The sequence below is a fragment of the Blastococcus sp. TF02A-26 genome (assembly GCF_003319125.1).
Lineage (GTDB): Bacteria > Actinomycetota > Actinomycetes > Mycobacteriales > Geodermatophilaceae > Trujillonella.
The window spans coordinates 22195-49181 of sequence record NZ_QOHG01000012.1; the positions used below are offsets into that span (position 1 = coordinate 22195).

A 26987-nucleotide genomic window follows, 5' to 3' on the forward strand; every position below is an offset into this window, starting at 1 on the left:
GTGCGGATCAGGCGATCCGGCGCGCGCCGGCGTACTCCGGCATGTCCTTGGCGTCCACGATCGAGACCGGCTGGCCCTCGGTCGAGGCGTGCACCATCTGGCCGTTGCCGATGTAGATGCCGACGTGGCTGACCGGGCTGTAGAAGAACAGCAGGTCACCCGGCTGCAGGGCGTAGACGTCGTCGACCGGCACGCCCACGGTGGCCTGGTCGCGCGACGTGCGCGGCAGCTCGATCCCGGCCGCCCGGTAGGCGAACGAGGTGAGGCCCGAGCAGTCGAAGCTGTCGGGGCCGGAACCGCCGTACTGGTACGGCTTGCCGACCTGGGCCATCGCCGTGTCGACGGCGGTCTGCGCGGCCGGCGACGGCGCCGGAGCCGACGCGGCGGGTGCCGGCTCCTGCGCGACGGCACTGGGCAGCGGGCTGAGCAGCATCCCGGCTCCGGCCAGGACCGCGACGACGGCGCCGCGGGCGGTGCGGGTGGTACGGGCAGTGCGGGTGGCGCGAGTGGTCGTCATGGACGACGGGTTCTCCTCGTTCTCGGGGTGCGGCGCCGCTGCTCGAGGGCAGGGGCCGCGTCCGGACCGATCCGACGCTAGGAACCGCTTCTCCGGTCCGTCGAATCGTGGTTCCCCGCTCGGAACGAGCTTCTGCGCTCGGCGTGTCGGTCGGCGCGATGGTGGCATTCGGCGCCCTGACCTGCGAGGTCGTCGAACCTCCCGGTGTGGGACGCCGCTCAGGTGCCAATTGATCGTGGAATAGGCGACACGCCGCATGGTCTCACTCGGAGTAACCATCGCGGTGACGCACCATCACCGAAGCGGAACGGGGATTGGCCGCCTCGCTCGCCGGGCATCGACAGGGCAACGGACGCCAGACAGTCCACCGACACGAGGAGGACCCATGCCCGGGATGTTCCGGAAGCTCATCGCCTCAGGCGTAGCCGCGAAGCTCGTCCAGGAGGCCCGCAAGCCGCAGAACCAGGCGAAGATCAAGGAGATGGTCGCCAAGCTCGGCGAGCAGAACAAGAAGCGCGGCGGTGGCGCCGGCCGGGGGCGCGGCGCCGTCCGCTGACCCCTCCGCACCACGCGAGCGACCCCCGCCCGGCAGGTCCGGACGGGGGTCGCTGCGCGTGCAGGGACGGCTGGGGCGCCGGGGGCCGTTCCGGTACCCGACGGGTTCGCACGTCCCCGTAGCCGGATGCACCACGTGCAAGGGTCGGTCGATCACGCGCGGGGGCGGTGGGGCATGAGGCCTGCGCACCCCGGCGCCCGCACCACCTCACGGGGAGCCCATGTACCAGCCGTCCAGCCCGTCCCGCCGCCGCACCCGGATCGTCGCGGGCGCGTTCCTCGTGCTCGTCGCTGCCGCCGGCACCGCCTGCAGCAGCGAGGACGACGCACCGGCCGCGAGCACGTCGTCGACCGCTCAGGAGCCGGCGCCTTCCACCGAGGCCACCCCTCCGGTCGCCAGCGACCCCGCGCCCGCGCCCGCACCGGCGCCCGCGCCGTCCTCCGCCGAGGACGCGGGTGTCGACTTCGTGATGCCGGACCTCGTCGGCATGGACCTGCAGAGCGCACAGGACCTGGTCCAGACCAACGGCGTCTTCCTCAGCGTCTCCCACGACCTGCTGGGCAGCCGGAACCAGGTCGTCGACTCGAACTGGATCGTCTGCACCCAGAACATCCCCGCCGGTCAGCAGGTGACCGGTGACGTCGAGGGCGACATCGACTTCGGCGTGGTCAAGCGCGAGGAGAGCTGCCCCTGACCCCTCCGCACCACGCGAGCGACCCGCGTCCGGCACCAGCCGGACGGGGGTCGCTGTCGTCCAGGGGTCAGGGCCGGCCGGCGTGGGCGACGCCCACCTCGGTCGTCACCAGGACGGCCTCGCGGACCGGCGCCCGGTTGTGCTCGTAGAAGTCCGGAGCGCAGCACATCAGCAGCGTCGTCCCGTTCTCGCCGCCGAGCATGCAGGCGAACACGCCCATCCCCTCGGGTGCGGCCACGGACTCCACGATCGACCCGCCGGGCGCGATGCGGGCGACCCGGCCGCCGACCGCGTCGGCCGACCAGATGTGCCCCTCGGCGTCGAGCGCGCAGCCGTCCGGGGCGACGACGATCTGGCCGAGGACCTCCTCGGTGGTCCGGCCGGTGACCTCGCCACCGAGGGAGGCCCAGATCCGGCGGTTGGACAGCGAGCCGTCGCCGGCCAGGTCGAAGGCGGTGTACCGGTTGCCGAGCGTCTCGCCGACGACGAGCGTGCCGCCGTCCGGGGTGATCACCGAGCCGTTCGGGAAGAGCAGCCCGTCGGCCACCACGTGCACCGAGCCGTCGGGGTCGACCCGCTTGAGCGTGGTGGTGTGCGCGTCGCCGCCACCCATCAGGTCGAAGCCGAAGTCCCCGACGAAGACCCGCCCGTGCGCGTCGACCACCAGGTCGTTGAGGTGGCTGCCGCAGTGCTCGCTCAGGTCGGCGTAGGTGGACAGCTCGCCGTCGGCCCAGCGCAGCAGCCGCTGGTCCTTCATCGACACGACCACCAGCGAGCCGTCGGACAGCCAGCCCAGCCCCGAGGGCTGGTTCTCCACCTCGAACAGGACGGTCTCCTGCCCGTCCGGCGTCACCCGGCTCACCGTGTGCCGGTAGAAGTCGGACACCCACCAGGTGCCGTCGTGCCAGCGCGGGCCCTCGAAGAACCCACCGCCGGTCAGGATCGTCCGCAGCTCTCGTTCCGCCATGGCCCGGACACTAGGTCGGCCGACGACCCGGGGCCCGACGGGCCCTCACGCGCTGAACTGCTGCTCGCCGATGACGGAGAGCAGCTGCAGCTTCTCGGCCGCCTCGGTGCCGGGCGCCGCGGTGAGCACCAGCAGCACCTGGCCCTGGTCCTCGGTGAACAGCGCCTGGCAGTCGACGTCGATCGGGCCGAGCTCCGGGTGCACGAGCGTCTTCGCGTCCTCGAACCGCTTGCCGACGTCGTGGCGACCCCACACGTCCGCGAACTCGGGGCTGACGGCCAGCAGCCGGTCGACGATCTCGGTGGCCCGGGCCGTCGAGGCGCCGGCGCTCAGGGCGGCCCGCAGTCCCGCCGCCTGCAGCCGGCTCTGCCGGGGGTGGTCGGCCTCCGGATAGCGCCGGCGATCGGCCGGGTCGGTGAACCAGCGGTAGTACGCGCTGCGGGCCAGGCCGGTGTGCCGGGTCTCGTCGCCGAGCAGCGCGGTCGCCAGCCGGTTCTGCAGCAGCGTCTCGGCGAGGTCGGAGAGCACGAGCGCAGGGGTGTCCTCCAGCCGGTCGAACACCCGCTGCAGCGCGGGCGCGACGTGCTCGCTGGGGCGGACCCGCAGCGGGGCGTTGTGCCCGGCCAGCCGGAACAGGTGGTCGCGCTCGTCCAGGGTCATCCGCAGCGCGCGGGCGATCGCGGCGAGCATCTGCTCCGACGGCTGCGGACCGCGCTGCTGCTCCAGGCGCGTGTAGTAGTCGGCCGACATGGTGGCCAACGCCGCCACCTCCTCCCGGCGCAGCCCGGCCGTGCGCCGGCGCGGTCCGGCGGGCAGCCCGACGTCGCCCGGCTGCAGCCGCTCGCGGCGGGTGCGCAGGAAGTCGGCCAGCCCCGGTCGGTCCACGCGGTCATCCTCCCCGGGTCCGCCGGCGTGATCCAGGGAGCGCCGGTCCCTGGATGACCGGTCTCTGCCCGACGCGTCCGGGGCGGCGCAGGGTCGGGGCATGGACACCACACGCAGCACCGTCTTCGTCACCGGCGGCACCTCGGGCATCGGCCTCGGCCTCGCCCTGCGGCTCATGGCCGCCGGCAGCACCGTCGTCGTCGGGGGACGGCGCACCGATCGGCTGGCCGCCCTCGCCGCCGAGCACCCCGGGCTGGGCACGCAGCAGCTCGACGTCACCGATCCGGCGTCGATCGCCGCGGCCGCGGCGGCGGTCACCGCCGCCCACCCCGAACTGGACACCGTGATCACGACCGCCGGGATCATGCTGCCCGAGGACCTGACCGACCCGGCGCACGTCGAGGTCGCCGAGCGCACCGTGGCCACGAACCTGCTCGGCACCATCCGCAGCATCGACGCGTTCCTGCCCGCGCTGCTCCGCCGCCCGGCCGCGACGGTGATGACCGTGTCCTCGGGCCTGGGCTTCGTGCCGATGCCGTTGACGCCGACCTACAGCGCCACCAAGGCGGCCGTGCACTCCTACACCCAGGCGCTACGGGTGCAGCTCGGCAGCACCCCGGTGCAGGTCACCGAGCTGGTGCCCCCGGCGGTGCGCACCGACCTCATGGGCCAGCGGGACTCCTCGCACGCCATGCCGCTGGAGGACTACCTCGACGAGGTCATGGCCCTGCTGGCCGAGCGGCCCGACGCCGACGAGGTCCTGGTCGAGCGGGTGCGGTTCCTCCGGTTCGCCGAGGCCGAGGGGCGGACGGACGACGTCCTCGCCCAGCTGTCCCGGTTCGCCGCCTGACCTGTTCCCGCAACGCTCGGGCTCTGCCCCACATGCGGGGCAGAGCCCGAGCGTCCGCGGAGGACACCTGCCGGCGTCAGTCGCCCTTGACGTTGACGATCTGGCGCAGCGTGTGCCGGATCTCCACGAGGTCGGCGGCGTCCTCCATGATCCGGTCGATCGGTTTGTAAGCGTCGGGGTGCTCGTCGAGGAACGCGTCGGAGTGCCCCCAGGCGATCCCGGTCATCCGCTTCTCCAGGTCGGCCCGGGTGAAGCGCTTGCGCGCCGCCGTCCGCGAGAAGTTCCGGCCGGCGCCGTGCGGCGAGGAGGCGAGCGACTCCGGGTTCCCCTTGCCGACGACGACGTAGGACGCCGTCCCCATCGAGCCCGGGATCAGCCCCCACTGCCCCGACCGCGCCGAGATCGCGCCCTTGCGCGACAGCCACACCTCGCGGCCGTAGTGCGTCTCCCGCTCGGTGTAGTTGTGGTGGCAGTTCCGGGTCAGGATGTTGTCGGCGAGGGCGAAGGAGTGTGTGCCGTCCACGACGGCGCAGTACACCTCGGTGGTCTCCCCGGTAGGACGCACAGACACGACGTTCCACCCTCGCCGCTCTGACGCATGGCGCCCGCGCTCGAAGCGTGCCCGGTGCTCCGGAATGAGGAAGAAGGCCCCATCCAGATCGCCTCGCATGAGACCGACGAGGTGCAGCGAGGTGGGCACTTCGCCGAAGCCCTTGCGCAGTCGCGATCGGATCCCGAACGTCCCGACGCCGATCGCCTGGCACGCGAGTCGTACGTACTCCAGGTCTTCTCGGTCGGCTGAGCTCAGGGTCGGGCGGCCGGTCGTGTCGACGTCGCCGTCGGCGGCGAAGTAGCCGGCGAGCCACCCGTACAGCTCATCGGCTGGCGAATCGAGTGAGGGCCGCTCCGTCTTCCAGGCCCCAGGTAAGCCGGACACCCGAGTGACGGGCCCGTAGGTGCGGGGAGGTCGTCCGATGCCTTCGAAGAAGGGCAACAGAGTCTGGTCCTTGGGACCGCAGAAGTTGGCGAGAGCTCTACGACCACCCGCCAATGCCGTGCCATCCCCGTAGACGAAGCCGCGTGCAGCGGACCTCCGGTCGACAGTCAACCCGTCAGGTCGATGTGGGAACGAGAACTGCAGCCGGTCCCCGGGGGTCAGCTCCGCCGTGGTCGCTTCGTACTCGTGGCCGCGACGCGACCGGAGGAGCCAGCGGTGTCCTGCGGTCGCCCGGATGATCTTCGTGACGCCGGACCTGCTCAGCAGGACCTCGCTCACCTCCTGCCGCCCGAAGGAGCGGACTGGAGCCTTCACCCACTCCCCACCAGCAGTCAGCAGCTCGTGCTCACCGCCCGCCAGGGATTCGATGGGCCGCGTGCCGGTGCGTGTGATGACCCCGGTCTCGCCGGCGAAGCAGTTCACGGTCTCGATCCGCTCCACCGGCGTCTTCACGAACCGCCCCAGCTGGTCGACGACGCGGTCCATCATCTCCTCGCGGTTGAGGAAGGCGAACCGCTGCGCCCACCGCAGCGCCTCGATGTACCGGTCGAACTCCGGCGTCCCCTCCTCCAGGTACGCGAGGTCCCGGTCGGCCAATTCGATGCCGAGGTCCCGGCAGCGGGCCTGCGCGATCGCGATGTGCTTGGCCGCCAGCTTGTTGCCGACGCCCCGCGAGCCCGAGTGCAGGAACAGCCAGACCCGGTCGGACTCGTCCAGCGACACCTCGATGAAGTGGTTGCCCGAGCCCAGCGAGCCCAGCTGCTGCGGCCAGTTCGGCGCGGCGGCGTCGGCCTGCCCGGCGCCGGGCATCGCGCGCAGCTCGGCGATCCGCGGCTCGGCGGTGGCGGTGGGCTTCTTGTTGTAGCGGCCGGCCGACAGCGGGACGGCCCGGGCGATCCAGCCGTGCAGGACGGCGAGGTCACCGCGCAGGTCGGCGGCCTCGAACTGCGTCCGGACCGCCATCATCCCGCAGCCGATGTCCACCCCGACCGCCGCCGGGATGATCGCACCGTCGGTCGGGATGACCGAGCCGACGGTCGCGCCCTTGCCCAGGTGCGCGTCGGGCATCAGCGCCAGGTGCGGGTGGATGAACGGCATCGCGGCGGTGCGCTCGGCCTGCTCGCGGGTGGTGTCCTCGAGGATCGAGGCCCAGTTCAGCAGCCGTTCGTTGATCCGTTCCATGCGCGGGCCGTACCCGCGGGGACCGGGCGCTCACCTCGGCGGCGCGTGTCAGGGTGGGCGGTGTGGGCACCGAACCGGACTGGGTCGAGCACGTCATCTGGTGGCACGTCTACCCGCTCGGGTTCGTCGGCGCGGAGAAGGAGCGGGACCCCGACGCCCCCGTCGTCCACCGGCTCGGCCACCTGACCGCCTGGCTGGACCACGTCACCCGGCTCGGCGCCAACGGCCTCGCGCTCGGCCCGGTCTTCGCCTCCGAGACCCACGGCTACGACACCACCGACCACCTCCGCATCGACCCGCGCCTGGGGGACGACGCCGACTTCGACGCGCTCGTCACCGCTGCCCGCGAGCGCGGCATCCGGGTGCTGCTCGACGGCGTCTTCAACCACGTCGGCCGCAGCCACCCCGCCTTCCGGGCCGTGCTCGAGCAGGGGCCGGACGCGCCCACGGCGAGCTGGTTCCGGCTGCGCTGGCCCGGCGGCCCGGAGGCGTGGCGCCCCGGCGTCGAGCCCGGGTACGACGACTTCGAGGGGCACCACCACCTCGTCGCGCTCGACCACACCAGCGCCACGGTCGTCGACCACGTCGCCGACGTGATGTGCCACTGGCTCGACCGCGGCGCGGACGGGTGGCGCCTGGACGCCGCCTACGCCGTCCCGACGGCGTTCTGGGCGCAGGTCGCGCAGCGGGTGCGGGACCGGCACCCCGGCGCCTACCTGATGGGCGAGGTGATCCACGGTGACTACCCGCGGTTCGTCGCCGAGAGCCGGCTCGACTCGGTCACCCAGTACGAGCTGTGGAAGGCGATCTGGAGCTCGCTCAACGACGCCAACCTGCACGAGCTCGCCCACGCGCTGGGCCGGCACGACGCCTTCGCGCAGCGGTTCGTCCCCTACACGTTCCTCGGCAACCACGACGTCACCCGCATCGCCAGCAGGCTGACCGACCCCGCCCACCTGGCCCACGCGCTGGTCGTGCTCGCCACCGTCGCCGGCACCCCGGCGGTCTACGCCGGGGACGACCACGGCTTCACCGGGGTCAAGGAGGACCGCGCCGGTGGGGACGACGCCGTGCGCGCGCCCTTCCCGGCCACGCCGGAGGAGCTCTCCCCGCTGGGGCTGCCCACGTTCGCGCTGCACCAGGAGCTGATCGGCCTGCGCCGCCGGCACTCCTGGCTGCACACCGCGCGCACCGAGGTGGTCGACGTGGCCAACGAGACCCTCGTCTACGCCTCGACCGGCGACGGCGGCCGGCTGCTCGCCGCCCTCTCCACCGCGGCCACACCCGTGACCGTGCGGGCACCCGGGGCCCGCACCGTCCTGGCCGGGGAGGCGCGGCTCGACGGCGGCCGGGTCACCCTGCCGGCCGGTGGCTGGGCGGTGATCGAGGGGTGAGCCGACCGGTGCGCATCACCGTCGACGTCCGGGACGTCGCCCCGCCGGGCGGCGAGTGCGTGGTGGTCGACGTCTTCGCCCCGCCGCCGGGCCCCCCGCCGACCGGGCTGCTCTGGTGGCTGCTCCCCGGCGGAGGGATGAGCCGGCGCTACTGGGACCTCCCCGGCCACAGCGTGGCCCGGTACCTCGCCGACCGCGGGCACGTCGCGGTGACCGTCGACCACCTCGGGGTGGGGGAGAGCAGCGTCCCCGACGACCCGTACCTGCTGACGCCGCACCTGGTCGCCGACGTGAACGCGCACGTGCTCCAGCGGCTGCGGGACGGCGATCTGCCGCCGACCCGGGCGGTGGTCGGCTGCGGCCACTCGGCGGGCGCCGGCCTGCTCGTGCACCAGCAGGCACGGCACGGTGGCTGCGACGCGGTCGCGCTGCTCGGTTACGGCGGCCGCGGCATGCCCGAGGTCCTCGACCCCGCGGCGGCCGCGTACGCCGACGACCCCGACGGCCTGCGCGCCGCACTTCCCGGGCTGGTGCGCGACCGGTTCGGCACCCCGCTGCCCGACCTCGACCGCCGGCACGGCCGCGACCACACCGCCGACGACGGCGTCAAGGGCGCCCTGGCCCGTGCCAGCGCCCCGCTCCTGGGCCTGGTCGGGCTCGCGTCGATGGTCCCCGGCAGCGCCCGCGACGAGATCGCCGCCCTCGACGTCCCGGTGCTCCTCGCGCACGGCGACCGCGACATCGGCGCGCCGCTGGCCGAGGTCGCCCCCGAGTTCGCGCACACCGGCGACCTCACGCTCTACCGGCTCGCCGACTCCGGGCACCACTCCGTGGTGAGCCCGAACCACTCCCTCCTGCTCGAGCGCCTGGTCGCCTGGGCGGGCAGCGTCCTGGCCCGAGGAGCCCCGTGACCGAGATCGAGCCGTTCACCGTCGACGTCCCGGCCGAGGTCCTCGACGACCTGCGGGACCGGCTGCGGCGCACCCGCTGGCCCGAGCCGGAACCGGTCGACGACTGGTCGCAGGGCACGCCGCTGGCCTACCTGCAGGACCTCTGCGCGTACTGGGCCGACGAGTACGACTGGCCGGCGCGGCAACGGCTGCTCAACCGCTTCCCCCAGTACCGGACGACGATCGACGGCCTCGGCGTCCACTTCCTGCACGTCCCCTCGCCGCACCCGGACGCCATGCCCCTCGTGCTCACCCACGGCTGGCCGGGCTCGGTCGTGGAGTTCCTCGACGTGGTCGGGCCACTCACCGATCCGGTCGCGGACGGCGGGGAGGCCCGCGACGCGTTCTCCGTCGTCGTCCCCTCGCTGCCCGGCTACGGCTGGAGCGACCGGCCGGACCGCACCGGCTGGGGTGTGGAGGCCATCGCCGCCGCCTGGGCGGAGCTGATGACCCGGCTCGGCTACGAGCGGTTCGGCGCCCAGGGCGGCGACTGGGGCTCGACGGTCACCCGCGCGCTGGCGGACGCCGTCCCCGACCGGTTGACCGGCATCCACCTGAACATGGTCAGCGTCCGTCCCGACCGCGACGGCGACCTCACCGACGCCGAGCGGCGGGCGCTGGACCGCTTCGCCGAGCACCGCGACCAGGGCACCGGCTACTCCACCCAGCAGGCCACCCGCCCGCAGACCCTCGGCTACGGGCTCACCGACTCCCCGGCCGGACAGCTGGGCTGGATCCTCGAGAAGTTCGCGGCCTGGGCCGACGTCGACGGCGACCCGGTCGGGGTGCTCGGCGCGGACCGGCTGCTGGACAACGCGATGCTCTACTGGGTGCCCGGGACCGCGGCGTCGTCCGCCCGGCTCTACCGCGAGAGCTTCCGCCGGGAGGCCTGGCCGCCCACGGCGGTGCCGATGGGCGCGGCGATCTTCCCGCACGAGATCTTCACGCCGTCCCGGCGCTGGGCCGAGCGCGCGTTCACGGACATCCGCCGCTGGAGCGAGCTCCCGGCCGGCGGTCACTTCGCGGCGCTCGAGCAGCCGGAGGTGTTCGTGCAGGAGGTGCGCGCCTTCTTCCGCACCGTGCGCTGAGGCGTCCACCTCGGAGCGCATTGCAGTCACTATGGTCGACGCATCCCCACCCTCGACCGCAGGAGCTGCCCGTGGACGTCGTCGGCCTCAACCGCGTCGAGCTGGTCGTCGACCAGGCGCGGATCCACGACGCGGTGCAGCAGTTCAACGAGGCGTTCGGCCTGCGGCTGCCCGACCCGATCCCCATCTCCGGGCACGGCGCGCTGTCGGCGACCGACTTCGAGCGCGGTCTGGAGTTCATCGCCCCGCACCCCGACGACCGGACCAGCAGCGTCGGCCGCCGCCTGGCGGAGCTCGGCGAGGGCCAGCTCGGGCCGCTGGTCTTCGAGATCCGCGACGTCGAGACGGCGCGCAGCTGGCTGGAGGGCCGCGGCTTCCGCATCCGCTACGAGTACGACAGCCGGGAGGGCAACGCCGACGAGGCGGAGATGGCGGTGCACCAGCTGCACCTGGACCCCGAGCAGTGGTTCGGCTTCAACGTCACGCTGATGCGCCGCTTCGCCCCGCCGCCGACCCCGACGGAGCGCAACAAGCAGGCGGTGCTCGACTTCGCCGCCGCGCTCAGCGCCGCCGACTTCAAGGCGCTCGACCGCCTGCTCGCGCCGGACTTCGTGTGGGAGATGCCGTTCGTCGGGCCCCCGCAGTCCGCCGCGCTCGCCGGCTCCCCGACCCTGACCGGCGGGGAGCGGGACCGCGTCACCACCCTGGGCATCCTGCGCGCGATGGTCGACGGCGCGGTCGACCGCCGGTTCACCCTCCGGGTGCACTCGATGACCGCGGAGGACGACCGGGTGGCCGCCGTCTCCACCAGCAGCGCCGTCGTCGCCGCGACCGGCCGCACCTACGCCAACCGGTACCACCAGCTCTTCTCGTTCGACGGCGAGGGGCTCGTCCGCCGGATGGTCGAGTACCAGGACTCCCTGCACTCCTACGACGTCTTCGTCGCGCGGTGAGCGGCGGTCCGCTGGCCGGCCGGGTCGCGATCGTCACCGGCGCGGCCCGCGGCATCGGGGCGGCGACCGCCCGGGTCATGGCCGCCCAGGGCGCCCGGCTGGTGCTCGCCGACCTCGACGGCGCCGGGGTCGAGCGGGTCGCCGCCTCGCTCGGGGACGTCGCGGTCGCCCGGCGGACCGACGTCACCGACGAGGCCGCCGTCGCCGCCCTGGTGACGACGGCGCTGGAGACCTTCGGCCGGCTCGACGTGCTGCACAACAACGCCGTCGCCTCGTCGCCGCGGGACACCGACACCGTCGGGACGCCGGACGAGGTGTGGCGCGGCGCCTTCGACGTCGTCGTCATGGCCGCGGTGTACGGCTGCCGGCACGCCATCCCGGCGATGGTCGAGACCGGCGGTGGGTCGATCGTCAGCACGTCGTCGGGCGCGGCGCTCAACCCGACCGGCTCCAAGGTCGCCTACGGCGTCGCGAAGTCGGCGCTGGAGACGCTGTCGGCGTACACGGCCGCGAACTTCGGCACGCAAGGCATCCGCAGCAACGTCGTCGCCCCCGGGTTCGTGCTCACCGAGGGCGTGCGGGAGGTCTTCGACGACGCCGCGGTCGCGGGCTTCAGCGAGAGGTCGGCGGCCGGGCGGGTGTGCACGCCGGAGGACGTCGCCGAGGTCGTCGCGTTCCTCGCGTCGGACGCCGCCGGCTACGTCAGCGGTCAGGTGGTGCGGGTGACCGGCGGGGGAGCCCGGCCCCTCGTCTGGTGAGCGAGGGACCGGGCCGGGTGCTCAGACCACCCCGGCCAGCCGCAGCACCTCGGCCGGCGGCAGGTACTGCTCGGTCACCCGCGCTCCGAAGGGGGCGAGCGCGTCGGAGATCGCGTTGGTCAGGGTCGCGGGGGCGACGATCATCCCGCCCTCGCCGACCCCGCGGAAGCCGACGCCGCCGTCCTCGTCGTCCTCGGGCTCGACGTGCACGATCTCGATCGGCGGGATCTCGGCCGACGTCGGCAGCAGGTAGTCCATGAACGTTCCCGCCATGAACGTGCCCTCGACGTCGTAGGGGATCCGCTCGTAGAGCACCTGGCCGATGCCCTGCGCGACGCCACCGCGGATCTGCCCGTCGACGATCGCCGGGTTGATGATCCGGCCGCAGTCCTCGACCACGACCCACCGCTTGATCTGCACCCCGCCGGTGCCCAGGTCGACCTCGACGATGCAGGCGTGCACGCCGCCGGACCAGCCGCTGCCGCTGGTCTCCTCGCCGGTGAACCGCTCCTCGGCCTGCAGGTTCGGGTCGGTGCCGGGCGGGGCGGTCTGCGGCATGAGCGTCATCTGGCCGGCGAGCCGCGCGAGCGGGATCTCCCTGCCGGGCACGCCCTTGGGGCTGACCACCCCGTCGACGATCTGCAGGTCCGACGGGTCGATCTCCAGCTGCCCCGCGGCGATCGCGAGCACCTTCTCCCGCAGCTTCCGCGTCGCGACCATGGTGGCGCCGCTGCCCCACGTCGCGGCGCGGCTGCCGCCGGTGCCGAGGATGTTGAACGGCGTCACCTGGGTGTCGCCGTGCACGACCCGGACCTGTTCGAACGGCACGCCCATCTCGTCGGCGGCCAGCTGGGCCAGCGTGGTCTCGTGGCCCTGGCCGTGGGGCGACTGCGCCGTGAACACGGTCAGCCGGCCGTCCATCTCCAGCCGCACCCGCGCGGCCTCGCCGCCGGTGAAGCCGCCGTTGGGTCGCATCTCCTTGGGCCCGGGCGCGTTCTCGATGAACGCGGCCATGCCGATGCCGAGATACCGGCCCTCGGCGCGGGCGGCCTCCTGCTCGGCGCGGAACCCGGCGTAGTCGATCCGCTCCAGCGCCCGGTCGAGGCACTCGCGGGTGGTGATCCCGGCCAGCGTCGGCCCGGTGACCATCCGGTCGCCGTCGGCGCCCTCGTACAGGTTCCGGCGGCGCACCTCCGCGGGGTCCAGGCCCAGCTCGGTGGCGACCATGTCGATGAGCCGCTCGCGGGTCCAGGTCTCCATCGCCCACGGCCCCCGGTAGGCGACGTAGGTGGACTTGTTGGTGGCCAGCACCCGGGAGTCGCAGCGGTAGCCGCGCACCGTGTACGGGCCGGGCAGCAGCAGCGAGATGACCCCGGTGAACGACACCGCCGAGAAGGGGACGCCCGGGTAGGCGCCGGCGTCCATGTCGAGCGCCGCCGTGATGCCCAGGATGTCGCCGGCCTCGGTCACCGCCACCTGCGCGGTGATCCGCTCCTCGCGGGCGTGGCCGGAGGCCATCAGGTGCTCGTTGCGGTCCTCGATCCACTTCACCGGCCGGGCCAGCTGCTTGGCGGCGATGGCCAGGCAGAAGTCCTCGCGGAAGATGTTGCCCTTCAGGCCGAAGGCGCCGCCGACGTCCTGGGTGAGCACCCGTAGCCGGTCCATCGGGTGGTCCAGGGTCTGGGCCATCTGCAGCCGGAGACCGTGCGGGGCCTGCGTCGCCGCGTGCAGCGTCAGCTGGCCCGAGCCGGGGTCGTAGTCGGCGACGGCGCCGCGGGTCTCGATCGGCACGTTGGCGATCCGGTGCTGGCTGAGCGTCACCTCGACCACCCGGTCGGCCGCGGCGAAGGCGGCCTCGACGTCGCCGGCCTCCTTGGTCGCGGTGTGCAGGACGTTGCTCTCCAGATCGGGGAACAGCGGCGGCACGCCCGGGTCCAGCGCGGTCTCGTAGTCGACCACCGCCGGCAGGTCGGAGTACTCGACGTCGATCATCCCGGCGGCGTCCTCCGCCAGGTACCGCGAGTCGGCCACGACCATCGCCACCAGGTCGCCGACGAACAGCACCGTGTCGGTGACCAGCGGGAAGATCTCCGGGGTCGCACCCTGGGCCAGCGGGCTGCGGATCGGCTTGCTCAGCGCCCTCATGTCCGCGCCGGTGTAGACGGCGTGCACGCCCGGGGCCTTGCGGGCCTCCTCGACGTCGAGGGAGGTGATCCGGCCGTGCGCGATCGGGCTGCGCAGGAACGCCGCGTGCACCATCCGGGGGAGCTGCAGGTCGTCGACGTAGTGGCCGTTGCCGGTCAGGATCCGGCGGTCCTCCACGCGGGGGACCTTGGCGCCGACCATCCTCATCGTGCGGTCCCCCCGTTCACGCGCTGGACCGCCTCGGCGACCCCGGCGACGATCGACTGGTAGCCCGTGCAGCGGCACAGGTTGCCCGATAGCTCCTCGCGGAGCTCCTCCTCGGTCGGCGTCGCTCCTTCTTCCAGGAGGGCCACCGCCGTCATGACGAAGCCGGGCGTGCAGAACCCGCACTGGAAGCTGTGGCAGTCGCGCAGCGCCTCCTGCAGGGGGTGCAGCTGCTCGCCGGTCGCCAGCCCCTCGATGGTGCGGATCTCCCGGCCGTCGACCTGCACGGCCAGGAGCAGGCAGGCGCGCACCGCCTCGCCGTCCAGCAGCACGGTGCACGCACCGCAGACGCCGTGCTCGCAGCCCACGTGGGTGCCGGTGAGCCGCAGGTCGTCGCGGAGGAAGTCGGTCAGCGTCCGCCGCGCCTCCACGGCGGCCGCGTGCGGGACCCCGTTGACCGTCACCTGCACGGTCCGCTCGCTCATGCCCGTCCCCCCGCTCGCTCGGATGCCTGCTGCAGGGCCCGGGCCGTGAGCGTGGCAGCCAGGTGCCGCCGGTACTCCGCCGAGCCGTTGAGGTCGCTGCCGGGCTCCAGGACGGCGGCGGCGTCGTGCCCCACCGCGGTCCACAGCTCGGCCGACGCGGTCTGCCCGACCAGCGCGGACTCCGCGACCGACGAGCGCAGCGGGACCGCGTCGACCCCGGCGTAGGCGACCCGCGCCGCGGAGATCCGGCCGTCGCCGTCCAACGCCAGGGTCGCGAGGACCGTGACGATCCCGTAGTCGCCGCTGCGCCGGCTGAACTGCTGCACCGACCAGCCGGTGCCCTCGGGTAGCGCGGGCACGTGCACCGAGGTCAGCAGCTCCTCCGGCTCCAGCGTGGTCGTGAAGTAGCCGTCGAACAGGTCGGCGGCGGCGATGCTGCGGGTGCCGCCCTCGCCGCGGACCTCGACCGACCCGTCGAGCAGGGCGAGCACCGCGGGGACCTCCGCGGCCGGGTCGGCGTGCGCCACCGTGCCGCCGATGGTGCCGCGGTTGCGGATCGCGGTGTGCCCGATCCGGCGGGTCGCGGCGGCCAGCAGCGGGTTGGCGGCAGCCACCTCGGGGGAGCGCTCCACCTGCCGGTGCCGGACCACCGCGCCGAACCGCAGCCCGTCGCCGTTGCTGATCGTCGTCAGCTCGGGGACGCCGTTGACGTCGACCAGGTGACCGACCGACGCCAGCCGCAGCGCCAGCAGCGGCACCAGGCTCTGGCCGCCGGCGAGGACCTTGACGTCCTCGTCGGCGAGCTCGGCCAGGAGCGAGACCGCCTCCTCGACCGAGCCGGCGGCGTGGTGCTCGAACGCCGCGGGCTTCACCGGCGGGTCACCACAGGTGGCCGTCCGGGGCGGTGTCGGAGATCTGCGCCTCGGCGCGGCCACGGGTGATGCGCTCGTTCCACGCGAAGAACTCGGGGCTGAGCCGGTTGCCGAACAGCCGCTCGTTCTCGGCCTCGTTGATCCGGATGTAGAAGCGGCCGCGCCGCACCCCGTCCAGCAGCAGCTCGGCGACGTCCTCGGGCTGCATGAGCGTGGTCGGGACGCCGTTGTCGCGCAGCCACTGCTCGACCCGCGGGTTGCCCATGCTGCTCTCGGTGAGCGGCGGGAACAGCAGCGCGGCGCGCACGGTCGCCTTCCGGTCGCGCAGCTCGCCGTAGAGGCTCTCCATCACCGACACGACGGCGTTCTTCGTCGCGGCGTAGGGACCCGACTGGTACGACGTCCCCTCCGCGCCGGCGCCGGAGCTGGTCGCGACGATCACGCCGTCCTCGCCGGCGTCGACCATCCGGGTGCCGAACGCCTTGATGCCGTAGACGACGCCGAGCAGGTTCACGCCGACGACCCGCTGCCACACCTCGGGGTCGGGGTCGAGCAGCGGGACGGTGCCGCCGATGCCGGCGTTGAGGTGCAGCAGGTGGACGTTCCCGTACGCGTCGAACGCCGCGTCGGCCAGGCGGACGTTCGCCTCGGGGTCGGAGACGTCGGTGGGCACCGCGGTGACCTCGTGGCCCTCGCCGCGCAGCTCGGCGGCGGTGGCCTCCAGGGTGTCGGCGTCGCGGTCGGCCAGGACCACCTTCATGCCCTCGCGCGCCAGCCGGCGGCCGACGGCCCGCCCGATCCCCGCGGCCCCGCCGGTGACGACGGCGGTCCTCCCGCTCAGTTCTTCCACCGGGGTCTCCTCCTCCTGCCGCATCGGCGGCGCGACGACGCTGTCCTGGCAAACTTAGCGAGGATGGATAGTGATCACTATCCCCTCGATGCTTCGATCTGCCCGTGATCGACGTGAGCCGTCCGCTGCCGGACGTCGTCCAGGTGACCCTGCACCGCCCCGAGCGCCGCAACGCGCTGACCCTCGCCGGCTTCCGCGCGCTGGCGGCGGCCTGGCGCGAGGTCGCCGGCAGCGGAGCACGCGTCTGCGTCGTCACCGGCGGGGCCGACTTCTCCTCCGGCGCGGACCTCGCGGGCTTCGCCCAGGACCTCCGGGAGGCCGCCGGCCGGGAGGGCGGTCGCGAGGTCTGGGCGACGGTGCACGCCGCCGTCCTGCGGGACACCGACCCCGGCCTCCCGGTGGTCGCCGCGGTCGAGGGGGTGTGCATGGGGGCCGGCATGGAGCTCGTCGGCGCCACCGACGTCCGGATCGCGGGGGAGTCGGCGGTGTTCGCGCTGCCGGAGGTGCGGCACGGGTTCATCGCCGGCGGGGGATCGGTGGCTCGCCTGCCGCGCCAGATCGGGTACGCCGCGGCGATGCAGGTGCTGCTCACCGGCGCGCGGTTCGGGGCGGCGGAGATGCTGCACCGGGGCTTCGTCAGCGAGGTCGTGCCGGACGGGACGGCGCTGGAGCGGGCGCTGGAGGTGGCCGCGCAGATCGCCGCCAACGACCCCCGGGCGGTCGCGGCGGTCAGGCGGGTGGTGGCCGCGACGATGCGGGGCTCGCTCGCCGACGCGCACGCCGCGGAGACCCGTGAGTTCCGCGCGCTGGTGGAGTGAATCCGTCGGGCTCACGCCCACGGATCTCCTCCGGGTCATCAGGACTGCAGCAGGGGGCGGGTGGCCTCCTCGATCGTGCCCAGTGGCACCCCGAGCCCGGCGGCGACCTCGCGGGCCACGGCGACGTCCTTGCGGATGTAGGGACCGGCGCCCTGCAGCACGCCCTCGGCCGAGCCCACCATCGCCACGAGGTCGAGGGCGAAGCTGGCGCCGCTGCCGGTGTGCAGCGTCCTCGCGACCTGGACGACGTCGAGGCCGAAGGACTCCGCGACCCGCGCCGCCTCCAGGGCGAGCTGGACGTGTGCGCCGAACAGCAGGTTGTTCAGCAGCTTCACCCGCTGCCCCGACCCCAGGGGCCCGAAGTGCACCGCGTTCCCCGCGTAGGCCTCGAGGACCGGGCGGAACCGCGCGACGTGCTCCTCCTCGCCGCCGAGGAACACCGTGAGCGTGCCGTCCGCGATCTGCGCGGGCCCCCCGGAGGCCGCCGCGTCGACCACGGCCGGGTGCCGCGCGGCGATGGCCTCGACCGTCGCCGGGCTGCCGGTCGTGTGCACCACGACCAGCGTCTCGGGGGCGAGCGCGTCCAGCAGGCCGCTGTCCAGGGTCACCTCGCGGGCCTGCTCGTCGCTGTAGACGTAGACCAGGACGACGTCGCGGTCCCGCCCGAGCGCGGGCAGGTCCGCGACCACCTCGACCCCCGCCGCGCCCAGCTCCGCGCGGGCCTCGGGCCGCCGCACGTACGCGGCCACCTCGTGCCCGGCGGCGAGCAGCCGGTCGACCACCGGCCGGCCCATGTCCCCGGTCCCCACGATCCCGACACGGCTCATGGCCGGTCCTCCTCGTCCCTCGGTGGCGTTGCCCGGCTCGGTGGGCCGGGGAAAACTAGCGCGGTCCGCCGCCCGGGCAGGGCCACCGGCCGCCCGACCGGTCCTCGTTTGCGCCATCAGTTAAGTGATAGTCATGATGAGCGTCGACGAGTCGATCGCGACGGGAGCGGGTGCATGTCCGAGACTGCCGACAGGGACGAGGTCCTCCGGGTCCTGGGCGATCCCGTCCGCTGGCGGATCGTCACGCTGTTCGGGGACGAGGACGAGCTGGCCTGCGGTGTGCTGCAGCGGGCGCTCCCGGTCTCCAAGCCGACGGTCTCGTACCACACCAGCGTGATGGCCCGGGCCGGGCTCATCGACGTGCACCGGCGCGGCCGGCACGTCACCTACACGCTGCGCCGCGAGCTCCTGGGCGACCTGCTCCGCGACCTCGCGGGCCTGCTCCCCGGGGAGCCGGTGCGCGCCCCGGTGGTCCGCGCGCTGCCGACCTGGTGACGCGGCCGGTAACCCCTCATCTTTGTATTGATGGGGGTGAGGTGCGGTGTTAGCGTCCGCTCGCACCGCCGCCGATGCGGCCCAGCAGTGGAGGAGTACCGATGACCGCCCCCGCCAGCACCGACCTCGTCGCCCGCCTGGAGGCCCTGGAGGCCCGGGTCCGCGAGCTCGAGGACGTCCGTGAGATCAACGACGTGTTCCGTCGCTGGCACTACGCCTGCACCGGTGGCTTCAACGGGATCCCCACCCACCGGACGCTCGAGGGCATCGACCTGCTCACCGACGACGCGACCATCGAGGTCCAGGGCCTGCACCAGCCCGGTGGGGGCCCGCACGGGCGCGAGGAGCTGCTGGCCTACTTCAAGCCGTACCACGGTCCCGAGGGCCTGCTGCCCCGCGTCTTCCAGACCGGTGTCGACTACGGCGTCACGGTCACCGGCGACACCGCGGTGCAGGACTCCAACCTGATCATCCTGACCGGCTACAACAACGGGAACGCGGCCTTCAGCATGTCTCGCTACCGGAACTCCTACCGGCGCACCGAGCAGGGCTGGCGGATCACCCGCATCGGCCTGGAGCAGGGCTACACCGTGCCGCTGGAGAGCCTGCAGACCGCCGCGGAGTACTTCGCGTCCATGCCGCAGTGAGCTGTGGCCCGGCTGCCGGCCGGGCTCCCAGCCTCGAGACAGCGGGGCCGGTCACGCACTGCCGTGACCGGCCCCGCTGCCGTCGGTGCGACAGGCGAACGACGGAGTTCCGTGACGGGCGTCCGCAGGCTATTGTTGTAATGATGGTGAGGACGGCGACCCTGCGGGGTCGCGGACAGGAGAGCGCCGCATGCGGGGACGGTTGCCTGTGCGCGGGGCCGACGACGGCGGGTGCCCGTGACCGCCGCCGAGCTGGCTGACACCTCCCTCGCCGCGCTGCTGCTCGGTCACCCGGCCACCGACGACCAGCCGCTGCTGCACACCGCCACCCGGTCGCTGACCGCCGGCGAGGCGCGCGCGACCTGCCGGGCCTGGGCGGCGGAGCTCCGGGCACTCGGCGTCGATCCTGGGGACGCCGTCGCCGTCCGGCTGGACAACGCCCCCGAGTGCGTCCTCGCGATGATGGCGATCTGGGCCGCCGACGCGGTCTTCGTGCCGCTCAACCCGGCCTCCCCGCCGGCCGAGATCGAGCACGCGCTCGCCGCCACGCTCCCCGCCGCGCTCATCGACACGGGTGGCGATGACCCCTCCGTGCGCATGCGCGCCCTGGACGGCGAGCACCGCCGCTACGACGAGGGCACCGCCTTCATCACCTGGACCTCGGGCACGACCGGGCCGCCCAAGGCGATCCTGCACACCCACAGCGGTTACCTGGAGCTGCTCGACCGCGTCCTCGGCCCGCTGCGCGCCGGCGGCTCGGACCCCACCCGGCGGCCCTCGCCGAACCTCATCCCGGTCTCGCTGTCGCTCAACTCCGGCATCTACAACTCGCTGTTCGGGCTCCGCGCCGGCGCGCCGCTGGTCATCATGGACCGGTTCAAGCCGGAGCGGTTCGCGGAGCTCGTGGGCCGCTTCGGGGTCCGCTCCGTCGTCCTCCCGCCGGCCGCGATCGCCATGCTCAACGCCTCCGACGTCGAGAGCCTGGAGCCGCTGCGCTACGTCCGCAGCATCACCGCGCCGCTGTCGCCGACCCAGGCCCGGCTGTTCAAGGAGCGGTTCGGCGTCTTCGTCCTCAACAGCTACGGCCAGGCCGAGGTGGGGGAGGTCGTCGGCTGGACCGCCGCCGACGCGAAGGCGCACCCGGAGAAGGTCGGCGCGGCCGGGCGGCCGCACGCCAACGTGGCGCTGCGGGTCGTGGGCCCGGACGGCGCCGAGCTCCCGGTCGGCGAGGTCGGGTCGCTGCGCGTCCGCACCGCCCGCATGGCCGCCGGCTACGCGACCGGGGAGCAGCTGTCGGCCCGGATCGACGCCGACGGCTACCTGGAGACCGGTGACCTGGCCCGGATCGACGCCGACGGGTTCGTCTGGATCGAGGGCCGCGCCGGCATCCTCATCAACCGCGGCGGCAACAAGGTCTTCCCCGAACAGGTCGAGGAGGTCCTCGAGCTCTCGCCGGCGGTGGCCGAGGCGGCCGTCGTCGGCGCGCCCGACGAGCGGCTCGGCGAGGTCCCGGTCGCGTTCGTCGTCGACGCGCCCGGGCTGCCACCGGCCACGGATGCCGAGCTCGTGGCGCTGTGCCGCGAGCACCTCGTCCCCTACAAGGTCCCGGTGGCCTTCCACCACGTGCCCTCGCTGCCGCGCACGGAGGTCGGCAAGCTCCGCCGTCCCGAGATCGCCGCGATGCTCGCCGACTGAAACGACGTTCCAGTTCGTCGTTGACCCGCCGCCGCGCACTGAACTAGCCTCAGTCCGCCTGTGCCCTGCCTCACAGCGGAGCCGTCCGAGCCCTGGAGATCCCCGCATGACCGTCACCCTGGACCCCGAGCTCTTCCTCCCCGAGCCCGAGCCGGCGGAGGTGCGCTACACCGTGATCTCCGTCGACGACCACGTCGTCGAGCCCCCGCACCTGTTCTCGACCTGGCTGCCCGCCGGGCTGCGCGAGCGCGGGCCGCAGATGGTCGAGACCGAGACCGGCGCCCTGGTCTGGGAGTTCGAGGGGAAGATCTTCAAGCAGGTCGGCATGAACGCCGTGGCCGGACGCCGTCCGGAGACCGTGGCGATGGAGCCCTTCCGCCTCGACCAGATGCGGGCCGGCTGCTACGACGTGCACGAGCGGGTCCGGGACATGGACACCGGCGGGATCTGGGCGATGCTGAACTTCCCGTCGCAGATCACCGGGTTCAGCGGCCGGGTGTTCTTCAACGCCAAGGACACCGAGGTCGGGCTGGCCTGCGTCCGGGCGTGGAACGACTGGCTCTACAACGAGTGGTACCTCTCCTACCCCGAGCGGATCATCCCCGGCGGCATCGCCTACCTGGCCGATCCGGTCGAGGCCGTCCGGGAGATCGAGCGCAACGCCGCCCGCGGCTTCACCTCGGTGACCTTCCCCGAGCGGCCGCACGCCATCGGGCTGCCGTCGCTGTGGGACCGCGAGCACTGGGACCCGATCATCCGCGCCTGCGTCGAGACGCAGACGGTGATCTCGCTGCACGTCGGCAGCTCCGGGATGCACCCGTTCCCGCCCGGCGCCCCGATCCTGGAGCTCGGCGCCACGCTGTTCGGGCAGATGTCGCTGGGCGCCTGCTGCGAGTGGCTGTGGTCGGGCTTCCCCCGCGACTACCCGGACCTGAAGATCGCGATGAGCGAGGGCGGCATCGGCTGGGTGCCGATGCTCGTCGACCGGCTGGACAACATCGTCGACCGCTCCGGCTACGGCCGCGGCTGGGCCGAGCGGCCGGCCGACGTGCTGCGCCGCAACTTCTGGTTCTGCACCATCGACGACCCCTCGACGATCGCGCTGCGCGACGTCATCGGCGTCGACCACATCATGCTGGAGACCGACTACCCGCACGGTGACGGCACCTGGCCGCACACGCAGGACGTCATCGAGCAGGCCTGGGCGGGCATCCCCGCCGCCGACCTGCGGAAGATGTGCAGCGAGAACGCGGCCGCGCTCTACCGGCACCCGCTGCCCGACGTCGTCCTCCCGCTCGACTGACCACCGTTTGCGTCGCAGACAGAGGAGACCCGATGTCGTTCGTCCCGACCGCCGACAAGCTCATCCCCGAGCTCACGCCGGCCCAGGAGATCGTGGTGCTGGCCCGCACCCTGTGGCACGAGGGCTACGACGACCACCTCGCCGGGCACATCACCTACAACCTCGGCGACGGCACCCTGCTGTGCAATCCCTGGCTGCTCACCTGGGCGGAGTTCCGGCCGCAGGACGTCATCCGCATCGACCTGGAGGGCAACGTCGTCGAGGGCGACTGGCCGGTGCCGCTGGGCATCCCGCTGCACCTGGAGCTGCACCGCGCCCGGCCCGGCGTCCAGGTCGCGCTGCACAACCACTCGCGGTTCGGCACCGTCTGGGCCGACATGGGCGAGATCCCGCAGGCGTTCGACCAGAGCTCGGCGCTCGGTGGCGGTGAGCTGGTGCTCGTCCAGGAGTACGACGGCGGCGTCGACAACTCCCAGGCCGCCGCCAAGGCCGTCGCGGCCATGGGGGAGGCGGAGCTGGCGCTGCTCGGCGGGCACGGCGTCTTCGTCCTGGGCTCGACCATCCGCGCGGTGCACCAGCGGGCGGTCGCCCTGGAGCAGCGCTGCCGCAACGCCTGGATGGTGCGCGCCGCCGGCAGCACCGCGGCCAGCCCGCTGCCGGACTGGTACCTGGAGCGCAGCGTCACGGCCGACGGCAACCGCTTCCACGGCTTCTGGGAGGCCAGCGTCCGGGCGGAGCTCCTCCGGGAGCCGACCCTCCTGTCGTGACGGGCTCCCTCCCTCCCGGCCTGATCGAGGAGCTGCGCGGGTCCAGCACGCCGTCGGTGCTCAACGGGCTCAAGCGGCTGGGCGTCGACCCCGCCGACCTGCAGACGATGAGCCGCTCCGCCGTCCGCTGCACGTCCCCGGAGCTGGGGGTGCGGGTCGGCTTCGCGGCCACCCGCACGGTCAGCACCCGCCGGGGCGGCCCGCCGGCCGACGCGTCGCGGACCGCAGCGCTCACCGCGGCCGGCGAGGCGCAGCTGCGCGCGCTGCCCACCCCGCGGTTCCTCGTCGCGCAGAACGTCGGGGAGTGGGAGGGGCCGGTCTGCATCTGGGGCGACGTGGGTGCGGCGATCAACCTGGCCGCCGGGGTCGTCGCGGGCGTCACCAACGGCCCGGTCCGCGACGTGCCGGAGATGGCCGCCGCCGGGTTCGCCACCTGGGCGGCCGGTGCGGACGTCGGCGGCGGTCACGTGGAGCTCCTCGCGGCGGGGGAGCCGGTGGAGATCGGCGGGGTGCGGGTGGTCGACGGCGACCTGCTGCACGCCGACGTCCACGGCGTCGCGAAGATCCCGCTCGAGCTGGCCGCCGACCTCCCCGCGGCGATCCGCGCGCACGAGGCGGTCGAGCAGCGCGTCATGGCCGTGGCCCGCAGCGGCGCCTCCGCGGCCGAGATCGCCGCCGCCTGGCGCTCGTAGGAGCGTTTCGCGCGCGCAGTGCCCTAGGGGACGGCGGCGCGGTGGGTCAGCGGTAGGTGCCGCCGTTGATCGCCAGCTCGGTGCGGGAGACGAACGAGGACTCGTCGCTGGTCAGGAACAGCGCCCCGGCCGCGACCTCCTCGGGCTCGCCGGCGCGGCCCAGCGCGTGCCGGCCGGGGATCGTCTCGTAGGCCGGGTGCGCGGGGTCGAACAGGTACTCGGTCATCGGCGTGCGGATGATCCCCGGGCACAGCGTGTTCACCCGGATCGTCGGGCCCCACTCGTAGGCCAGCGCGTGGCTCATCGCCAGCAGCCCCGCCTTGGTCGCGGAGTAGACGGCCATCCCCACCACCGGGCGCAGCGCCGCCATCGAGGCGACGTTGACGACGGTCGCGCGCTCGGCGGCCTGCAGGTGGGGGAGCGCGGCCTGGCAGACGTAGAGCGGCCCGGCCAGGTTCACCCCGACGAGCCGGGCGACGTCGGCGGGCGTGGTCTCCGCGGCCGGCCGGTCGAGCAGGATGCCGGCCGCGTTCACCACCCCGTCGATGCCCCCCATCGCCTCGGCGGCGGCGGCCACGGTCGCGCCCACCGCCGCGGGGTCGGAGACGTCCGCGAGGTGGGCGCTCCCGCCGACCTCCGCGGCGATCCGCGCGGCGCCGTCCGCGTCCAGGTCCAGCGCGGCGACGCGGGCTCCCTCGGCGGCGAAGAGGCGGGCGATCGCGGCGCCCATGCCCGACGCCGCCCCGGTGACCAGGACCCGCCGTCCGTCGAGCCTCGTGACGCCGCCACCTCTTCCCGTGCTGAGGTCCCCGTGTGGGCCATCGAGAAGCCGCGGTAGCCGTCGGCGGCGACCGCGTCGCAGATCCGCCGGTAGGCGTCGAGCCCGCCGGCATAGGGGAGGAACAGTCGCGGCTTGCCCGGCACGTTGGTGCCGAGGTACCAGGAGCTCGGGGCGTGCCGGTGCAGCGTCAGCCGGGTGGCCGCCTGCACCTCCTCGGTCCACCGGTCGCGGGCTGCCGGCTCGGCCTCGGACCGGGTCAGCCCGTGCGCGCGCAGGTGCAGCAGGTGGTCGGTGATCCAGTCGACGTGCTGCTCGATCGCGATCACCACCGTGACCAGCACCGACGGGCTGCCCGGTCCGGTCACGGTGAACAGGTTCGGGAACCCCGGGACGGCGAGGCCGAGGTAGGTCTGCGCGCCCGGAGCCCACTCGTGCGCCAGCGACCGGCCGCCGACCCCGCGGACGTCGATGCGGGTCAGCGCGCCGGTGAGCGCGTCGAACCCGGTGGCGAAGACGACGGTGTCGAACGCGTACTCGGCCGCGGTGGTGCGCAGCCCGGTCGGGGTGAAGGTCTCGATGGTCTCGTCGCGGAGGTCGACCAGCTCGACGTGCGGCAGGTTGAACGTCTCGTAGTAGGCGGTGTCGACGCAGATCCGCTTGGCGCCGATCGGGTGGCCGCGCGGGGTCAGCTTCTCGGCCGTCGCCGGGTCCGTGACGATCGAGCGGATCTTGTCCCGGACGAAGTCGGCCAGCAGCCCGTTGGCCTCGAGGTCCTTGCTGGTGTCGACGAACGTCGCGAGGAACTCGTTGCCCCCGACCTCCCACGCCCGCTCCAGCTCGGCCCGCCGCTCCTCCGGGGAGACCTCGAGGATCCGCTTGCCCGTGGTGGGGATGACGTGCCCGGCGCGGGTGGTGAAGGTGGCCGCGCGCCTTTCGGCGTATCCCGACTTCGCCGCGGCCAGCTCGTCGGGCGACAGCGGCCGGTTCTGCGCGGGGAGGCTGAAGTTCGCCGTCCGCTGGAAGACCGTGACGTGCGCGGCTGCCTTCGCGATCTCCGGCACCGCCTGGATGCCGGAGGAGCCGGTGCCGATGACCGCGACCCGCTTCCCGGTCAGGTCCACGCCGTCGGCCGGCCACTGCGAGGTGTGCAGCGCCTCGCCGGCGAAGTCGTGGAGACCGGGGAACGGCGGGGTCTGCGCGGCCGACAGGGCCCCCACCGCCGAGACGAGGAAGCGGCAGGTCACCGTCTCGCCGCCCGAGGTGACCACCCGCCAGCCGGTCAGCTGCTCGTCCCAGGCGGCCGCGGTCACCCTCGTGTCGAAGGTGATCGCGCGCAGGACGTCGAGCCGCTCGGCCACGAACCGGGCGTAGCGCTGGATCTCCGGCTGGGTCGCGAAGCGCTCGCTCCAGTTCCAGTCGCGGTCCAGCTCGGGGGAGAAGGAGTACTGGTAGCTCAGGCTCGGCACGTCGCAGCGGGCGCCGGGGTAGCGGTTCCAGAACCACACCCCGCCGACGTCGGAGCCGGCCTCGAACGCCCGCACGGAGAAGCCGGCCTCACGCAGCCGGTGGATCGCGTAGATCCCGCCGAAGCCGGCGCCGACCACCACCACGTCCACGTCGGGGCTCATCGCGCCACCTCCAGTCCGCGGCGCAGCGCGTCGACGAGCTCGGCCTGCATCCGCCGGGACACCGCGGCCTGGGGGAACGCCCCCGCCGAGCCGTGGAAGGTGCCCGGGAAGCAGTGCAGCTCGACCGGGACGCCCGCGGCCAGCAGGCGCTGCGCGTACCCGATGCCCTCGTCGCGCAGCGGGTCGAACTCGCAGACGGCGACGTACGCCGGTGGCAGCCCGGTGAGGTCCCCGGCCCGTGCCGGAGCCGCATAGGGGGAGGCGTCGGCGCCGCCCAGGTAGTGCCGCCAGCTGTGCTCGGCGTCGGACCGCGTCCACAGCGGGGTGTCGGTGAAGTCCTGCATCGAGGGGCTCTCCAGCCCGTCGTCGAGCACCGGGATGTCCAGCAGCTGGAAGCACACGGCCGGCCCACCGCGGTCGCGGGCGGCCAGCGCCAGGCCCGCGGCCAGCCCGGCGCCCGCGCTGATCCCGCCCACCGCGATCCGCGCCGGGTCCACGCCGAGCCCGGCGGCGCCGTCGACGAGCCAGCACAGCGCGGACCAGCAGTCCTCGAACGCCGCGGGGAAGGGGTGCTCGGGCGCCAGCCGGTAGTCCACCGAGACGACGACGGCGCCGGCGGCGGCGCTCAGCGCGGCGGTCGCGGCGACGCTGCCGGCCGCGCTGCCGGTGACGAAGCCGCCGCCGTGCGCGTAGAGCAGCGCCGGGAGCGGACCCGCGGCGGCCGGCCGGGTGACCACGACGCCCGGCCCGCCGGGGAGGGTGCGCTCCTCGACGGTCACCCCGGGCGGCGGCACGAACGGCGGGCGGGCTGCCTGCATCGCGGCCAGGGTCGCCCGCGCGGCAGCGGGGTCGGCGACGCCGAGCGCGGGCAGCAGCGGGACCATCGGCGCCAGTTCGGGGTCGTACCGGTGGGTCATGCGGTGTCTCCTCCCGCGGCCGTGGTGCGGACCACACCCTAGCGACGGAAGCGCCTTATATGGCAAAGAT

At 73.7% G+C, this 26987-nt stretch carries 26 protein-coding genes and 1 pseudogene; 15 read left to right on the forward strand and 12 right to left on the reverse strand.

Annotated elements, in window-relative coordinates:
- Nucleotides 1-7: 7 nt before the first annotated feature.
- The gene (locus DQ240_RS24035) at nucleotides 8-517 is read right to left on the reverse strand and encodes a C40 family peptidase (protein WP_113840321.1); all 510 of its coding nucleotides are present in this window, start codon (nucleotides 515-517) and stop codon (nucleotides 8-10) included.
- Nucleotides 518-902: 385 nt separating this feature from the next.
- Between DQ240_RS24035 and DQ240_RS23640 the strand changes: the two genes are divergently transcribed.
- A complete protein-coding gene (locus tag DQ240_RS23640) occupies nucleotides 903-1073 on the forward strand; it encodes a hypothetical protein (RefSeq protein ID WP_199589319.1) in 171 nt (56 codons plus the stop codon).
- 220 nt (nucleotides 1074-1293) lie between these two features.
- Nucleotides 1294-1767 (forward strand): PASTA domain-containing protein, encoded by a 474-nt coding sequence (locus tag DQ240_RS14425; RefSeq protein ID WP_113840322.1) that lies wholly within the window; start codon nucleotides 1294-1296, stop codon nucleotides 1765-1767.
- A 67-nt stretch (nucleotides 1768-1834) separates the two neighbouring features.
- On the opposite strand, the gene DQ240_RS14430 is transcribed toward DQ240_RS14425, so the two are convergent.
- Nucleotides 1835-2734 carry an SMP-30/gluconolactonase/LRE family protein gene (locus DQ240_RS14430; RefSeq protein ID WP_113840323.1) on the reverse strand — a complete coding sequence of 300 codons (900 nt, stop codon included), beginning with the start codon at nucleotides 2732-2734 and terminating at the stop codon, nucleotides 1835-1837.
- Between the two features lie 45 nt (nucleotides 2735-2779).
- Nucleotides 2780-3619, reverse strand: coding sequence for a helix-turn-helix transcriptional regulator (locus tag DQ240_RS14435; protein WP_113840324.1), 840 nt, complete (start codon nucleotides 3617-3619; stop codon nucleotides 2780-2782).
- A 100-nt stretch (nucleotides 3620-3719) separates the two neighbouring features.
- Between DQ240_RS14435 and DQ240_RS14440 the strand changes: the two genes are divergently transcribed.
- Nucleotides 3720-4469 carry an SDR family oxidoreductase gene (locus tag DQ240_RS14440; RefSeq protein WP_113840325.1) on the forward strand — a complete coding sequence of 250 codons (750 nt, stop codon included), beginning with the start codon at nucleotides 3720-3722 and terminating at the stop codon, nucleotides 4467-4469.
- 76 nt (nucleotides 4470-4545) lie between these two features.
- Here the strand turns inward: DQ240_RS14440 and DQ240_RS24040 are convergent, their stop codons facing one another.
- Nucleotides 4546-6648 (reverse strand): RtcB family protein, encoded by a 2103-nt coding sequence (locus tag DQ240_RS24040; protein WP_233498728.1) that lies wholly within the window; start codon nucleotides 6646-6648, stop codon nucleotides 4546-4548.
- Nucleotides 6649-6710: 62 nt separating this feature from the next.
- Here DQ240_RS24040 and DQ240_RS14455 point away from each other — a divergent pair, with 62 nt between their 5' ends.
- The 5 genes from DQ240_RS14455 (at nucleotide 6711) to DQ240_RS14475 (ending at nucleotide 11791) form a co-directional block, all read left to right on the forward strand.
- Nucleotides 6711-8042 carry an alpha-amylase family protein gene (locus DQ240_RS14455; protein WP_113840326.1) on the forward strand — a complete coding sequence of 444 codons (1332 nt, stop codon included), beginning with the start codon at nucleotides 6711-6713 and terminating at the stop codon, nucleotides 8040-8042.
- Nucleotides 8039-8953, forward strand: coding sequence for an alpha/beta hydrolase (locus DQ240_RS14460; RefSeq protein ID WP_147262000.1), 915 nt, complete (start codon nucleotides 8039-8041; stop codon nucleotides 8951-8953). Before DQ240_RS14455 ends, DQ240_RS14460 begins: the two co-directional genes overlap by 4 nt.
- Complete coding sequence (locus tag DQ240_RS14465) at nucleotides 8950-10080, forward strand: epoxide hydrolase family protein (protein ID WP_199589320.1); 1131 nt, start codon at nucleotides 8950-8952, stop codon at nucleotides 10078-10080. The genes DQ240_RS14460 and DQ240_RS14465 overlap by 4 nt, the downstream gene beginning before the upstream one ends.
- A gap of 71 nt (nucleotides 10081-10151) precedes the next feature.
- Entirely contained in the window at nucleotides 10152-11033 is an 882-nt protein-coding gene (locus DQ240_RS14470; protein ID WP_113840328.1) for a nuclear transport factor 2 family protein, read from the forward strand.
- Nucleotides 11030-11791: an SDR family NAD(P)-dependent oxidoreductase gene (locus DQ240_RS14475; RefSeq protein WP_113840329.1), complete on the forward strand. Its 762-nt coding sequence runs from the start codon at nucleotides 11030-11032 to the stop codon at nucleotides 11789-11791. The genes DQ240_RS14470 and DQ240_RS14475 overlap by 4 nt, the downstream gene beginning before the upstream one ends.
- Nucleotides 11792-11812: 21 nt before the next feature.
- Here the strand turns inward: DQ240_RS14475 and DQ240_RS14480 are convergent, their stop codons facing one another.
- The 4 genes from DQ240_RS14480 to DQ240_RS14495 are packed head-to-tail and all read right to left on the reverse strand — an operon-like array spanning nucleotide 11813 to nucleotide 16347.
- Entirely contained in the window at nucleotides 11813-14143 is a 2331-nt protein-coding gene (locus DQ240_RS14480) for a xanthine dehydrogenase family protein molybdopterin-binding subunit (protein ID WP_113840330.1), read from the reverse strand.
- Nucleotides 14140-14625: a (2Fe-2S)-binding protein gene (locus DQ240_RS14485; RefSeq protein ID WP_113840331.1), complete on the reverse strand. Its 486-nt coding sequence runs from the start codon at nucleotides 14623-14625 to the stop codon at nucleotides 14140-14142. The genes DQ240_RS14480 and DQ240_RS14485 overlap by 4 nt, the downstream gene beginning before the upstream one ends.
- Entirely contained in the window at nucleotides 14622-15497 is an 876-nt protein-coding gene (locus tag DQ240_RS14490) for a xanthine dehydrogenase family protein subunit M (protein ID WP_113840332.1), read from the reverse strand. Before DQ240_RS14490 ends, DQ240_RS14485 begins: the two co-directional genes overlap by 4 nt.
- Nucleotides 15498-15504: 7 nt before the next feature.
- The gene (locus DQ240_RS14495; RefSeq protein WP_158548698.1) at nucleotides 15505-16347 is read right to left on the reverse strand and encodes an SDR family NAD(P)-dependent oxidoreductase; all 843 of its coding nucleotides are present in this window, start codon (nucleotides 16345-16347) and stop codon (nucleotides 15505-15507) included.
- Between the two features lie 104 nt (nucleotides 16348-16451).
- On the opposite strand from DQ240_RS14495, the gene DQ240_RS14500 reads away from it, so the two are divergent.
- Nucleotides 16452-17165 carry an enoyl-CoA hydratase/isomerase family protein gene (locus tag DQ240_RS14500; RefSeq protein ID WP_158548700.1) on the forward strand — a complete coding sequence of 238 codons (714 nt, stop codon included), beginning with the start codon at nucleotides 16452-16454 and terminating at the stop codon, nucleotides 17163-17165.
- A gap of 38 nt (nucleotides 17166-17203) precedes the next feature.
- Here DQ240_RS14500 and DQ240_RS14505 read toward each other — a convergent pair whose 3' ends face one another.
- Complete coding sequence (locus DQ240_RS14505; protein WP_113840335.1) at nucleotides 17204-17992, reverse strand: NAD(P)-dependent oxidoreductase; 789 nt, start codon at nucleotides 17990-17992, stop codon at nucleotides 17204-17206.
- Nucleotides 17993-18166: 174 nt separating this feature from the next.
- Here DQ240_RS14505 and DQ240_RS23305 point away from each other — a divergent pair, with 174 nt between their 5' ends.
- From DQ240_RS23305 to DQ240_RS14535, 6 genes are all read left to right on the forward strand, one after another.
- Entirely contained in the window at nucleotides 18167-18487 is a 321-nt protein-coding gene (locus DQ240_RS23305; protein ID WP_158548702.1) for a helix-turn-helix transcriptional regulator, read from the forward strand.
- A 101-nt stretch (nucleotides 18488-18588) separates the two neighbouring features.
- The gene (locus DQ240_RS14515) at nucleotides 18589-19134 is read left to right on the forward strand and encodes a nuclear transport factor 2 family protein (protein ID WP_158548704.1); all 546 of its coding nucleotides are present in this window, start codon (nucleotides 18589-18591) and stop codon (nucleotides 19132-19134) included.
- Between the two features lie 231 nt (nucleotides 19135-19365).
- Nucleotides 19366-20829, forward strand: a complete 1464-nt coding sequence (locus DQ240_RS14520) for a class I adenylate-forming enzyme family protein (RefSeq protein WP_113840337.1) — start codon at nucleotides 19366-19368, stop codon at nucleotides 20827-20829.
- A gap of 106 nt (nucleotides 20830-20935) precedes the next feature.
- Nucleotides 20936-22132, forward strand: coding sequence for an amidohydrolase family protein (locus tag DQ240_RS14525; protein WP_113840338.1), 1197 nt, complete (start codon nucleotides 20936-20938; stop codon nucleotides 22130-22132).
- 32 nt (nucleotides 22133-22164) lie between these two features.
- Nucleotides 22165-22899, forward strand: a complete 735-nt coding sequence (locus DQ240_RS14530; protein ID WP_113840339.1) for a class II aldolase/adducin family protein — start codon at nucleotides 22165-22167, stop codon at nucleotides 22897-22899.
- On the forward strand, nucleotides 22896-23591 hold the full coding sequence (locus tag DQ240_RS14535; RefSeq protein ID WP_113840340.1) for a hypothetical protein: 696 nt from the start codon (nucleotides 22896-22898) through the stop codon (nucleotides 23589-23591). The genes DQ240_RS14530 and DQ240_RS14535 overlap by 4 nt, the downstream gene beginning before the upstream one ends.
- Nucleotides 23592-23637: 46 nt before the next feature.
- Here the strand turns inward: DQ240_RS14535 and DQ240_RS14540 are convergent, their stop codons facing one another.
- The 3 genes and pseudogenes from DQ240_RS14540 to DQ240_RS14550 form a co-directional block, all read right to left on the reverse strand.
- A complete protein-coding gene (locus DQ240_RS14540) occupies nucleotides 23638-24321 on the reverse strand; it encodes an SDR family NAD(P)-dependent oxidoreductase (protein ID WP_113840341.1) in 684 nt (227 codons plus the stop codon).
- Between the two features lie 995 nt (nucleotides 24322-25316).
- A pseudogene (locus tag DQ240_RS24045) lies at nucleotides 25317-26000 on the reverse strand (flavin-containing monooxygenase); the annotation flags it as partial.
- A complete protein-coding gene (locus DQ240_RS14550) occupies nucleotides 25997-26917 on the reverse strand; it encodes an alpha/beta hydrolase (protein ID WP_113840342.1) in 921 nt (306 codons plus the stop codon). The pseudogene DQ240_RS24045 and the gene DQ240_RS14550, both read right to left, overlap by 4 nt.
- Nucleotides 26918-26987 lie beyond the last annotated feature (70 nt).